Source organism: Alteromonas macleodii ATCC 27126 (assembly GCF_000172635.2).
In the GTDB taxonomy this organism is placed as follows: domain Bacteria; phylum Pseudomonadota; class Gammaproteobacteria; order Enterobacterales; family Alteromonadaceae; genus Alteromonas; species Alteromonas macleodii.
Window position 1 is genome coordinate 4010677 of sequence record NC_018632.1, and the last position, 13694, is coordinate 4024370.

9 protein-coding genes are annotated in these 13694 nt (G+C 46.1%); 8 read left to right on the plus strand and 1 reads right to left on the minus strand.

From position 1 onward, the window contains the following. Positions 1-19 precede the first annotated feature (19 nt). The 8 genes from MASE_RS17075 to MASE_RS17110 all read left to right on the plus strand — a co-directional run bounded on the left by MASE_RS17075 (position 20) and on the right by MASE_RS17110 (position 11857). The gene (locus MASE_RS17075; RefSeq protein ID WP_014950952.1) at positions 20-3355 is read left to right on the plus strand and encodes an amidohydrolase family protein; all 3336 of its coding nucleotides are present in this window, start codon (positions 20-22) and stop codon (positions 3353-3355) included. Between the two features lie 237 nt (positions 3356-3592). Continuing rightward, on the plus strand, positions 3593-4138 hold the full coding sequence (locus MASE_RS17080) for a hypothetical protein (RefSeq protein ID WP_014950953.1): 546 nt from the start codon (positions 3593-3595) through the stop codon (positions 4136-4138). Positions 4139-4160: 22 nt separating this feature from the next. Beyond that, positions 4161-5417, plus strand: coding sequence for a hypothetical protein (locus tag MASE_RS17085; RefSeq protein WP_014950954.1), 1257 nt, complete (start codon positions 4161-4163; stop codon positions 5415-5417). 77 nt (positions 5418-5494) lie between these two features. Beyond that, entirely contained in the window at positions 5495-6943 is a 1449-nt protein-coding gene (locus tag MASE_RS17090; RefSeq protein ID WP_014950955.1) for a tetratricopeptide repeat protein, read from the plus strand. A gap of 11 nt (positions 6944-6954) precedes the next feature. Beyond that, on the plus strand, positions 6955-8937 hold the full coding sequence (locus MASE_RS17095) for an SUMF1/EgtB/PvdO family nonheme iron enzyme (protein WP_014950956.1): 1983 nt from the start codon (positions 6955-6957) through the stop codon (positions 8935-8937). 125 nt (positions 8938-9062) lie between these two features. Then, the gene (locus MASE_RS17100; RefSeq protein ID WP_014950957.1) at positions 9063-9833 is read left to right on the plus strand and encodes a MotA/TolQ/ExbB proton channel family protein; all 771 of its coding nucleotides are present in this window, start codon (positions 9063-9065) and stop codon (positions 9831-9833) included. Between the two features lie 15 nt (positions 9834-9848). Next, the gene (locus MASE_RS17105) at positions 9849-10907 is read left to right on the plus strand and encodes a VWA domain-containing protein (RefSeq protein WP_014950958.1); all 1059 of its coding nucleotides are present in this window, start codon (positions 9849-9851) and stop codon (positions 10905-10907) included. Continuing rightward, on the plus strand, positions 10907-11857 hold the full coding sequence (locus tag MASE_RS17110) for a VWA domain-containing protein (RefSeq protein WP_014950959.1): 951 nt from the start codon (positions 10907-10909) through the stop codon (positions 11855-11857). The genes MASE_RS17105 and MASE_RS17110 overlap by 1 nt, the downstream gene beginning before the upstream one ends. 38 nt (positions 11858-11895) lie before the next feature. On the opposite strand, the gene MASE_RS17115 is transcribed toward MASE_RS17110, so the two are convergent. Further along, positions 11896-13440: a hydroxymethylglutaryl-CoA reductase gene (locus tag MASE_RS17115; protein WP_014950960.1), complete on the minus strand. Its 1545-nt coding sequence runs from the start codon at positions 13438-13440 to the stop codon at positions 11896-11898. Positions 13441-13694 lie beyond the last annotated feature (254 nt).

Consider the following 13694-nt stretch of genomic DNA (forward strand, 5'->3'; position numbering starts at 1 on the left):
AGCGGTTGGAAACACAATTATGATAACGACAAAGAAAAGTTTACTGGCCATCACGCTAGTAAGCGCCCTGGGCTTGGGCGTCGCACCTACTTTATACGCCCAAAACGACAGTGAAGAAAAAACAGAATCCGAGCTTGAAACGTGGGAAGTCAGCAACCCACCTTATGCATTAAACGAAGTCACTATCAAAACAAACGAAACCACGTGGTCTAGCTTAGACGTTGCACCAAACGGCGAGTTTATGGTTTTTGACATGCTGGGTGACTTGTACAAAGTGAGCATGAGTGGTGGCGATGCGACCCCGCTGACCCAAGACTTCGCATGGAATATTCACCCTTCAATTTCTCCAGACGGTAAACAGATCGCATTTATCTCGGATAAAGATGGGTTAAGTAACGTATGGGTTATGGACATTGACGGTAGTAATCTTCGTCAGGTAACCAAAGAGAAAAGCAATCTTATCCACTCTCCTAAATGGAGCCCAGACGGCGAATACCTAGTGGTAACCAAAGGCATCATGTCTAGCCGTAGTATTCCTGCGGGCGAGATTTGGATGTACCACAAATCAGGTGGTGACGGCCTACAAATTAAAGCTCGTAACAGCGGAAAGCGCGACCAACAAAACATTGCTGACCCTGTATTCTCTCATGACGGCAAGTATATTTACTTTACCGAAAATACGGTTCCGGGCGCCCGCTTTGAATATAACCGCGACCCGTTAGAAGGCATTTTTGCTATCACTCGCTACGACCGCGAAACCGGCGAAGAGAGCCGCTATATTAGCGGTACGGGCGGCGCTGTGGTTCCTACGCCTTCACCTGATGGTAAATACATCGCTTTTGTGCGTCGCGTTAAAGATAGAACCGCGCTTTTCATTAAAGACATCAAGACAGGTGTAGAAACACCACTGACGTTAGAACTAGAGCGAGATATGCAGGAAGGCTTTGGTTCGGAAGGTTACTTTGCCTACTTCGACTGGATGCCAGACAGCAGCGAAATCGTATATTGGACAGGCGGTAAGTTCCACACTATCAACGTGAAAGATAAAACCACCAGTACCATGGACGTGACCGTTGAAGGCACGGTGAAATTTGCCGATGCGTTACGCTTTGACGTAGATGTCGCACCTGATGAATTTGACGTTCGCATGATCCGCTGGTCTCAAATGTCGCCCAACGGTAAATCCGTACTCTTCCAAGCGTTAGGTAAACTTTATGTGCGCGACGTTAAATCTGGCAAAATTAAGCGTTTAACGAAACAAAACGACCATGACGAATACTATCCGCGCTTCTCTAACGACGGAAAGTCGATTGTTTATACGACATGGAATGACCAAGACCTAGGCACCGTTCGCGTGGTTTCTGCTCGTGGCGGGAAAGGAAAGGTTGTTACCCAGCAGCCAGGTCATTACATTGAGCCATCGTTCTCTGCCGATGGCGAGAAAGTCGTCTTCCGCAAGTTTACGGGCGGCTACTTACTAGACCCCAAATACTCGGTTGAGCCGGGAATTTACGTAGCAGATCTTGAAAAAGACACCGTAGAAAAAGTCTCTGATGGCGGCTACAACGCGCATTTCGCGGGTAACAACGACCGAGTGTATTTCACCGAATCAGCGGGCGGCGAAGCTTACTACGAAACCCAGCTTTCAAGCGTTAACCTTAAGGGTAACGACAAGCGAACTCACCTTTACGGTGCAGATAAAGTAAGTGAGTACAAACTTTCACACGATAAGAAATGGGTTGCGTTTGTTTACCAGTTCAAAACGTACGTGGCGCCGTTTGTCGAAAATGGCAAGCGCATCACCATAGGCCCGAACATGACCTCACTGCCGGTAACGCAGCTCTCAAGCCGTGCAGGTGAATACTTAACGTGGTCGCCTGACAACAAAACCCTTAGCTGGTTTAACGGCCCTACGCTATTTAGCCGTTCACTTGATGAAGCCTTTGCCTTTGTTGATGGCGCAGCGGAAACGCTGCCTGAGCCGGTAGCTGAAGGTATGGATTTGTCGTTTACCACTAAAGCTGACAAGCCATCTGGTTACAAAGCTTTGGTTGGCGGTAAAGTGGTAACCATGCGCGATGCCGACAACACCCAAGAGGTGATTGAAGATGGCGTTGTGCTGATTAAAGACAACCGCATTGAAGCAGTGGGTAAACGTGGTGATGTGACCATTCCTGATGATGCAATGCAAATAGACACCACGGGAAAAACCATTATCCCAGGGCTTGTTGATGCGCACGCTCACGGCTCGCAGGGCCGCAATGAGATTATCCCTCAGCAAAACTGGAGTCAATACTCGAATGTGTCGTTCGGCGTAACAACCATTCATGATCCTTCAAACGACACGACAGAAATTTTTGCTGCGGCAGAATTACAGCGTAAAGGCGATATTGTTGCGCCACGTATCTACTCCACCGGCACGATTTTATACGGTGCAGAAGGACTAGGTTACAAAGCGATTATCAATAATTATGAAGATGCCTATTTCCACGTAGAGCGCTTGAAAGAAGCCGGTGCTATTTCAGTGAAAAGCTACAACCAGCCCCGTCGCGATCAGCGCCAGCAAGTGCTGTGGGCAGCAAAAAATCAAGAGATGATGGTAGTGCCTGAAGGAGGCGGTAAGCTTCAGCAGAATCTGACTATGTTGGTAGATGGCCATACGGGTCTTGAGCACAGCATTCCTGTGGAAAAAGGCTACAGCGACGTCACTCAACTGTGGAAAGCCACTGAGTTTGGCTATACGCCGACCTTTGTTGTGTCGTACGGCGGCATGATGGGTGAAGAGTACTGGTACGACAAAACTGAAGTGTGGAAGAACCCGCGTCTTCTTCGTTATACGCCGTCGACGATTCTAGATAGCCGTGCGATCCGCAGACCTACTGCGCCAGAAAATCAGTACAACCACCAAAACGTAGCAAGCTACGCCAAAGAGCTCCGAGATAATGGGGTCAGTGTACATATTGGTGCTCACGGACAGCGTGAAGGCTTAGCTGCTCACTGGGAGCTGTGGATCATGGAACAAGGCGGCTTCACGCCTTGGGAAGCGCTACGCGGCGGTACTATTGATGGCGCGAAACACCTAGGTATGGGCAAAGATCTTGGCAGTATCGAAAAAGGTAAACTTGCTGACCTAGTGGTGATTGATGGCGACGTATTAAGCGACATTAGAAAGAGTGAATTCGTAGAATACACTGTACTAAATGGACGCGTATACGAGTCGGCCACCATGAACGAAGTGGGCAGTAAGAAAAAACGCAAACCGTTTTTCTTTGAACAAGACAATGCCACCTTTATGCCGCAACAAACGGCAGATGATGTGGAAGCGAAAGCGCACCACTATCATTGGGAGCATTAATTCTGCGTCCAAAGTCCTGTAGTAATAAATAACATAAACTAGTAGGCCTTAATTAACCCAACGCTAAAGCCGACGAAAGCTTCCTGTTTCGTCGGCTTTTTATTTTCTGAATATGAAAACTTACCTGTGCATGTTTAAAACTGAGTTTAGTCTTAAGTAAAAGAGTGGTATAACTGCTTTAAGGATGGAGGGTAATATATGAACCACCCCAAATCAGATTAAAAGGACTTATTCGCCATGCAGTATTATTTGCCACTAGCATTACTGCTTAACGCACTCATTTTTGCTTCAGCTGGCGCTCAAACGAGCGAAGCCCCTACCTATTATCAAGATTGCGCCGTTCTCGATTTTGGCGAACAAGATCTATCTACGATGACAGAAGCGGAAAAAATACAAGCGTTAGACGACTCCTTATTTGGCGCACTAAACCAAAGCGAAGAATGCATGAACGCAGCGGCACAATCGAGCGCACAAAGCGTAGCTAGCGCGGCGGGTCAAGGTGCCGGGCAAGGCGCTGGTGCGGGTAATACCTCGAGCACATCATCTTCGGGGGCAGGCGCTGGGCAGTCTAGCTCACAAAGCAGCACTGAGTCTCAAGAATCATCGACGAATACACAAACAACCACTTCAAGTTCAGATCCTTCAAAACAGTCTATTGGAGGGCAAGCGAAAGGTGGAAGTTCAGCGGTATGTGACGCCGTAATTGCCGGCTTGCAAGGAGCAACAACTGAGTCTGAAAAGGCGCATTTCCAAGCATTAAAAGAGCAATACGGTTGTAAATAAAAAATCAGAGGAAGGAAAGGATATGTCTTCATTTAAACCCAAGGCCCTGTTTACCGTGGTCGCAACAGCATCGTTTATACTCTTGAGCGGATGTGGCTCAACGCAGACTAATGTCACCAGTGTAGGACCATCTATGGTAGGCCCAGGGGGCGGTCAGGCGTTAGGCGCGCAAAAAAATACCTACAACTACAACTCCGAAATTTATATGGATGTTGCCATACCTGTATTTGACCCGGGCTTTCCAACAGAACGTGATGGCACTATCGATTACGATGAAATAGAAGAGGAAGGGATTTGGCCTCAAGTGCGTCGCTTAGAAGCTAACCGCTTTGCAATCGCAACCAAAGAAGCCCTAGGTGAAACCAAATCTTTCGGCAGCATTAACGTAACGCCAGATGCTTCTGCACTTGCCGATGTTTACGTGCTGGGCAAAATTAATTACTCAGATACTGAAACTGTAGAAATTGGCGTGAAAGTGATGGACGCTAAAAACACAGTATGGGGTGAAGAAGAATTTGAATACCGCGTAAGTGAAGGCTGGTATCGCGATGCCATGTCTCGCGGCGAAAACCCTAACGGCCCAGTTTTCGAGCAAATTGCAAAATTCGTTTATGATTTGCTTATAAAGAAATCCGATGCCTACAAGCAAGAAGTGCAAATGGTGTCAGACCTGCGCTACGCACAAATGTATAGCCCTGAGTCGTTTAGCCAATACCTTACTCAAGGCAGAAGAGGTGAGATTGAGCTAGTAAGTGCGCCTTCAGATAGCGATCCAATGCTTCGTCGCGTGCGCGCCATACAGGCGAAAGATGAACAATTTATAGATAGCCTTCAAGAAACCTATGATTCTTTTTGGGTAACCACTGAAGAGCCATACCGTAAGTACCAGAAAGAGACACTTCCTGAAGCCAAGAAAATCAGAGAACTTGAAGCAGAACGCACCACACAACAAGTCACGGCAGGGTTATTCGCAGTCGCCTCAGTGCTTTTAGGCTCTAACTCTAGCTCAACGGCTGGTCAAGTAGCCGCGGCAGGTGCTGGTATTGCCGCAATTGGCACACTGAGTGAAGCAATCAAAACTAACAAAGAGCTTCACGCCCAACGGGATCTATTCGATGAAATGGGGCAAAACCTTGATATTCAGGTAGCCGATCAAATTGTTGAAATAGACAATCAACGAATTGAGCTTCAAGGCACAGCAAGCGAACAATACTACCAGCTTCGCGCTCGCCTTAAAGATATCTATGACATGGAATCCACACCAATGACTGCGCTATAAGCCCAGTCGTTGGTGTTATCAAAACCATTAAATAAGATATCTATTCTATTGTTAAGTTAGAGAGTAAAGGGTTACGCATGCCAAGCGTTGAGCAACAAATAGAGCAAAGCAGAGCAAAGAAAAAGGCACTCATAAAAAAGTCACTGCTCGGTTTTTCACTGGTCATGTTGATAGGCGTTGCAGGCGTACTCCTTATCTCATATATGCCTACTGTCACATCGAACGTTACGGACGCCACGGATGACACAACAGCAGTACCCCAAACCGCAAAAGCTACACCCACTGTGGAAGTTAATGAAGAAGAACGAAAAGCCCTTCAAATGGCGCTTAGCGAGTCAAAACAAAGTGTAAACGACTTGGTTAGTCGCGTTTCACACTCCCAGATGTTCCTAGAAAAAGCGAGTGAAGTTGAGCGCAAGTTGAATACTGCGTTTAATGAGTATGGCGCATCCAACTACGGCGCAGTTATAAATGCACTGGATGATATAAAGAGCTCAGTTGACACAATAAATACTGACTACGAAAACGCCTACACTCAACCTTATGAAGACGCCCTCCTTGCCTTCAATAATGGGAATGTTTCAAGCGCGTTTAACCTAAATAAAACGTCGTTAACGATAAACCCTGATTTCGAAAAAGCTAACATTTTGCAGCAACGCATTGATGTATTTGATGAGGTGCAAGACGCCTACGAGCAGGCACGCATTGGTAAGGTCGAAAACAACATCAGCAAACAGCGCGAAGCGTACGCAAAAATAGTACAGTTAGATCCTGCCCGTAAGGACGCACAGCAAGCACTTGATGCTATTAACCGGCAATTGCAAGACAGCCGATTTGATACGCTGCTAGCTCAGGCAAATCGAGCTATCGAGCAAGGTGACTACCCTGCTGCCGCAGAATTCCTCAATGACGCCAAAAGTCTAAAAGCTTCAAGCAGTGAGCTTGCCACCATTAGTAAAAAGCTCGCGTCTTTAGTTGCTTCACAAGAGCAGCAGAAAATTGAAAATCAAGTCGCCTTGTTTGTCAGCGCAGATGAATGGCAAACCGTAAAGCTGCTAGCAAATAAAGGCCTCGCTAGCTTTCCAGTCAGCCCTGCTTTACTTGAGGCAAAGCAAAATGCCGAAGCCATACTCGATGCAGAAAAAAGCTTGAGCGCTTACCAAAGGCGGCCAGAACGTTTATCGGATAACAACGTCAGAAATCTAGCCCTTAAAGACATTGCGCGAGCAGGTTCACATGCAGAAAAAAGCGCAAAACTGCGTGCCCAAATATTTTCACTTGAGCAAGTGATCGACAATATCAATCAGCCCCGATCCGTAACAATAACGTCGGATAACGATACCTATATTAAGGTACTTGGAGTAGGCCTCGTGGGGGAAGTAAAAACAAAAACCATTCAGCTGAAACCTGGTACATATCGCATTGAAGGGAGCCGCGAGGGTTATCGCTCAACCATTCAAGAGATTGTAGTTTCACCGTCAGACACCAACCTATCAGTACATATTGTATGTACTGAAAAAGTATAAGGACCTATCCAGTGAGCAGTATTGATGACGCCATTGCCAAAGGAAAGAAGCGAAGAAAGGGCGTTGCTATAGCTTCATTAATAGGACTGGCCGCCGTTCTCGTTGTTTATTTTGGCTGGCTGTTTCTTACCAAAGGTTATGCCTTTGCAGTTTCTCCAGAACGTGCAGCACAAAATCCGCAATTTGCTGTTTTAAGTGGTAGTGCGATGTTCATTAGTGACAAGCTTTACGTGTTTGGTAGCCATGCTGAAGTCCAGGTTTCGGCCCCAAAATATCAAGATGCCACGGTTGTTATTAACGACAATTCGCCAAGCACTATTAATGTTACGCTCGTTCCTTTACCGGCAAAAGTCACCCTATCAACCTCCCCTTCATTGAGTGAAATAACCTGGCATTTAAACGCTGAGAAAGTAGCGGTATCGAGAACCTACGTAACGGAATTAAAAAAGGGCAGCTACAGAGCGAGCGCCAGTCATCCGCATTATGAAACGGGTGAGATCCAATTTGATGCAGATATCGCGCAGGAAATTGAACAAGTTATTTCACTTTCTCCAGTTAAGGGCGCAATTAGCATAAACTCAAGCCCTTCTGGTGCCAATGTCTCCCTTGACGGTAAAGATATGGGTGTCACGCCACTTTCTATTAATATGAATGGCGGTAAGTACGAAATTGTCGTGACGAAGTCAGGGCTAGAGCCATTGGAAGACACCATTGAAGTCACTAGCCAACGCCCTAACCCGACAAGAAACTATAACCTTCAACCCCTTCAAGCACAGATAACAGTTTCGACAGACCCTCAAGGCGGCGTACTTACAGTAAATAATAAACCGACTGATACAAGATCTCGTGTGGATGCGAATACGCCACATATCGTCAAGTATGAAAAAACCGGATTCATTTCACAAAGCCAGCGGATCACGCTAGCTCCCGGCGAGAACAAAGCGCTTACCTTCAACCTTCAAGAAGAGCGAGGACAAGTGAATATAAGCGCGTCGTTAAGTGCAAAAGTTTTCATCGACGGTTCACCTAAAGGTCAAACGCCGCTTAATTTAACGCTTCAAGCTTTACCGCACACAGTAACATTCGAACGTGAAGGATATCGCAGTGTTACCAAGACTATTACACCTAGTGCAAACAAGCCGGTGAAAGTACACGCTGATATGCTTACAGAGTTTGAAGCAAGACGGCGTGAAGGTAAGCCGCTTTTTGCAAATACACTGGGTATTCAACTTTCGCTTGTTACACCCAAAGCCTTCACTATGGGCTCTCCTGCAAACGAAAAGGATCGCCAGCGCAATGAAACGCAAAGAGACGTATCTTTTTCGCGTAAATTCTGGATGTCTAATCACGAGGTTACTCAGGCGCAGTTCGCCGCGTTCGCAGGGAAAGGGCCTAGCAGCAAGCTACCGATCACGAATGTTTCGTGGAGTGATGCGGTTGCGTTTACAAATTGGCTAAGCGAGAAGGAAGGTTTAACACCGTTTTATGTTGTTCAAAATGGCAGAGTAACCGGTATTGATAAAACCTCGAAAGGCTATCGTTTACCTACGGAAGCCGAGTGGGAATTCGTTGCAAAAATGAATCGCCGAGCATCACCAACAATCTTTGTTTGGGGTAATCAGTTTAGGCTTCGCGATAAGCAAGGCAACTTCGCTGATGCGTCGCTAAGTGGGAAACAGACCTTTATTTTAAAAGACTACGATGACGGATTTGCCGACAAAGCTCCTGTTGGTTCGTTCAAAGCTGAACGCGGTGGATTCTACGATTTAGATGGCAATGTGCGTGAGTGGGTCCACGATGTTTACCAGAATTCACCATCAAACCAGTCTGGTACTTTTGCCGACTACCTAGGCCCTGTTGGACAAGGTAAACACGTAGTAAAAGGCGCGTCGTTTCAAACGGGTCGGCTTAAAAATATTCGCGCAAGCGTGCGCAGCGGTGAGACTGAACCTGCTGACGATATAGGCTTTCGCATAGCGAGATACGAGAATTAATATGAAAAAGAAACTGATCATTGCTGCAGTATTGTTGGCCATTGCGGGCACCGCAAGTGCGTACTTTGTATCGTTAGATTCGCCGCAAGACTTTCCAACTAACATTTAACTATCAAGGAATGATGATGAATAAAGAGAATACGTTGTCAATGAACCCCAGCTTTCTTGTAAGTGGCGGGGTCTTTCTATTTATATTTGCCTTGGTACATTTTCTATTTGCCGGTTTTATTCGCCCCGCAGCCGAAAAAGTCATGGCAACGGCTGGCACAGCGTCCCTATCCTCTTTCTGGGTTATTCTTAAAGATATCGAGCAACAGGTTTGTATCTCACTGATGCTGTTTTGCATTTTCCTAATGGTTTACAAACTTTGGAAGCTGCTGGATGAAGAAGAGATTTACTCACGAGACTTACTGCCTGAGCACAACAAAGATACGCCACTAAATGTAGATAAAGCGTTAGATGAGCTTTCGTCTTCATCTTATAGCGACACCCCCGCATACAGCACGTGGATAAACTGCATTAGACGCTTTAAAAACACACAGAACGTGCAGCATGCTGCCGATGCAATCCACGCTTCGGTAGAAAATATTGCTGCCCAGCTTGAAAGTGGTAATAACGTGATTCGCTACATTATTTGGGCTATCCCTTCGATTGGTTTCGTTGGCACTGTTCGCGGTATTGGCGCAGCCCTTGCGCAAGCAGACGCAGCCCTGGATGGTGATATAGCGGGAATGACGGCTTCGCTGGGCGTTGCGTTCAACTCTACTCTCGTGGCGCTTTTTATATCGCTTATATTAATGTTGTTAATGCACCTGTTAAATGGTCGCCAAGACACTATGGTAATTCGCACACAAGAGTCTTGTGAACACCACCTTCTGTCACACCTTCACAACTAATTAGGCGAGACAGTAATGCCTAAAGTGCGTAAAGCCGAAGACGGATTTAACCTGGCGTTTTTAGACGTTATGGCCTGTGGCCTTGGCGCGGTTATTCTTATTTTCATTCTGGTCGACTTTAAAGCGTTTACACCTACACCAACTGAAGAGAAAGAAAAATTAGAGCAGGAACTCGCCGCCGCAGAGCAAGAACAACAAAAACTCAAAAAGTCGATTGACGAATTAAACGATAAAATTGCCCTTGAGTCAGCGAAGCAAGACGATGCTCAGCAAGCGCAAGCAGATACAACGCAAGACCAGTCAAAACTACTGCAAGATATGTCTACTGAAATGGCAGTAGTGGCTGATCTTGAAAACCAGCTAGCCGCATTGTCTAAAGAAGTAGAAAAGTCAGCCAACATTCAAATGCAAGGTACCGGCGAACAGAACTACATCACTGGCATGAAAATAGAGGGCCCGGAAATAGGTCTGCTAATTGACAAAAGTGCGTCAATGATGGGCGACAACTTGGTGGATATTTTAGGCAAGTTAGCGTTGAGTGATAGCCAGAAGGTCTCTACGCCGAAGTGGATACGCACCAAACGGGTAGCCCAATGGATGCTCGCGCGAGTCCCTTTAGAATCAAGAGTCACCGTAGTGACTTTTTCAGACACCGCTACCACACTAGGCCTTCGTGATGTAAATAGTGCCAAAGTCAGCGGCTCGATGAACGCCATAGTTAAAGACCTCGGTGCCGTCGTCCCCAATGGAGGAACAAACCTTCAAGAAGGTTTAAGCATTTTATTCAAGGCTAACCCAAACATCACCGATGTGTATATTGTCACCGATGGCCTTCCTACCTTGGGTGACGGACTACCTATGAGCTGCAAAAGCTTCATTAGTAGTAAAAAGTCAATTTCATCAGATTGCCGTAAGACCTTATTTGTTGAAACCGTTAAGCGCGCTAAGAAAGGCGTGCATTACAATGTGATTTTGCTGCCCATTGAGGGCGATCCTTTTGCTTCACCTATGTACTGGGAATGGACCCGCGCAACGAGCGGCACTTTCCTATCACCTGCTCCGGAGTGGCCTTAATGCGCAAAATTCAACGAGCCCCCGTTGAGGTATTCAACATTGCCTTTCTTGACATAATTTCCTGTGCTTTCGGCGCCGTAGTCATGCTGGTGCTTCTGGCCAAAAACGGTACTGAAGACACCGAGCGCGGCCCTAGTAACGTAAGCGTTCTTATTGACCAGGTATTACAGGCTCAAGTTGATGTGGAAACGCTCAAAGGCGCACTGTCAGATAAGCTACAAGAACTGAAAGCAGCACAAAGCAAAACTGCTTCCGTCACGGAACAGAAAGACAATTTAGACTCATCGATACCACGCGCACAACAAACCATTAATCAACTGAAAGACAAAGCTTCGTCGCTGCGTAACGAAATACGCCAGGCAACCGCTATGTTAAATACGCCGAATCCGACAGATACGCCTGACGACGATGTTGGTGGAATTCCCACCGATGCTGAGTACGTTATTTTTGCTATCGATAACTCGGGTTCCATGTCCTCTGGCAGTGGTTGGAATCGCGTGATCACCGTCGTAAACGACATTTTGAAAAACCATCCTAAAATGAAAGGTTTTCAGATTATGTCTGCTGACGGAAGCTTTATGTTTTCCAGTAGAGCTGGGCAATGGCTAGATGACAGACAAACAATGAGAGATACCGCAATGAGCCAAATGAAGAGCTTTAAAGGAGGGGCAAGCCAGCCTGAAGCGGGGATCCTTAAAGCCATCAAACTGTATAAAAACACCAAAGGGCGCGTGAGTCTTTATGTGTTTGGTGATGATTATCAAAGGCCGAATTTAGATCAGATTGTAAGTCAGATTACCCAAGCTAACCAAGGTGCTAATGGACAGCCTGTTATTCGTATACACGGCGTAGGCTTTAGCCGAAGTAATGGAAACGCACAGCGCTTTAGTGCATTTATGCAGGCGGTAGCGAAGCGAAACCGCGGCGCTTTCATCGGCCAATATTTTTAGTCTCTATTGGCCGATGAATCGCCTCGTTGGCCAAGGTTTTATCTGTTTCGGCCATACTGTTCGTGTGACGACACCCAGTCTGACGAACTAATGGCTGATGCTAGTGATATCTCTCCGGCTAATACCACAGACGCCACAATTTCTGCAAATTTATACACGCGATCTCGCCCGTAGCAATCCAGCAACTCTAAGCACTCGCGCTGTGTACCTATTCCTGTACCACCGCCATACGTCGCTACGATGAGCGATGGAATGGTAATAGACACGTACAGGTCACCGTCGTCTGTTAATTCTGAATACATCATTGCCGCCGACGATTCAGATACGTTTGCAACATCCTGCCCTGTGGCGATAAACATAGCAGTAATACCGTTTGGTGAATGCAGACCCGTGTTATTCACACCAGACAAGAAAGATCCTACGCCAGCTACACGGCCGTGATAATCTATCTGTTTGGGGTCTACGCGCATTACTTCTAATAAATGTTCGCGTTTAATAGTGGCTTCAGCTGTCACCCGTTTACCACGGGTACGCATAATATTTATTTGAGAGGCCTTTTTGTCTGTGGCAAAGTTAGACTCAAGGTAGAAATTCTCTATCCCCTCATAATGATCGAGTATCCACCCGCATGCTGCGAAGGTAGCACGTCCAACCATGTTTTGACCCGCTGCGTCACCGGTCTTAAAGTTAAAACGCAAAAACGCAAATTTGTTCGATAGGAAATGGTCGATATACGTCAGCTTAGCAACACTTGAGGTCGCTTCTGCTTCTTCTTTAATCTTCTCAAAGTTTGCTTTAATCCATTTAACGAAATCTCTGGCACCCCGTGCATTTTCAAAAATAAATACAGGGGCTCGCTGCATAGCATCGTCGACGACCGTTGCCGTTACGCCACCGCTCATGTTAAGCAGCTTCATGCCTCGGTTATACGATGCCACCAGCGTACCTTCGGTTGTCGCTAACGGCACGACAAACTCCCCTTGTGCATGCTCTCCGTTTATCTTCAACGGCCCTGCAATACCGATAGGAACCTGCGCCACGCCAATAAAATGCTCAATATTCCCCTTAAGTGCTTGCGGATCGATTGAGTACTTACCTACGTGATCAATTTTCTTTCCGGTGGCGCTTTCGAAATATTCTTGGCGTGTTTTTATAATACTTTCGCCGTAGTCATCCATGTCGTCACGAGGAATAAAAGCGCTGCGTTGTCCTGGCGCAGTAATATTGTCTTCCACTTCAAATTTAAGCTTTCCAAAAGGCGAAGCAGAAAAGCAAATACCCAGTTTTCGCTTTTCTGGGCACGGCGCTTCATCAATATCTAAATGCACGGTAATGGTTTGACGTAAGCCAAAGGGCTCTCCGTCTGATTTATTTAATGCTTCTACGGAAATACTGGAGTCGGGAGTTAACTGGAGTGAAATTTTATGCTCTGGAATTTTTTCGCCATCAAGAGATATCCACTTTACTTCTTTAATGGTTGCGTCTTTCAATCTGTTTTTCAGAGAAAAAGATAAGCCTTTATCTGTCTTAGTAAGACTCGCGCGTGTATAGAGTTGCTTTAAAAGTATGCTGGGCACAAACATGAGGCTTCCTTTTGTGTGTTCTTACCGTGTTATTTTCATATTCCTTTGTTTTTTATAGCACATTCTTTATACAGTTCTATGACTTCTTTGTATTTTACTGGCAATTATTTATGTCTGAACCACTTTTAAATTTGAGCCAGCCGCTTTCAAAAATGCGCCAACACCAGTGAAACCGTGTGCTACTGAAATATAGACCTTAGCAGTAATTCATCAAGTTCCAAACCCACCTAAAGTGAACACCGTCACCGCAGTAA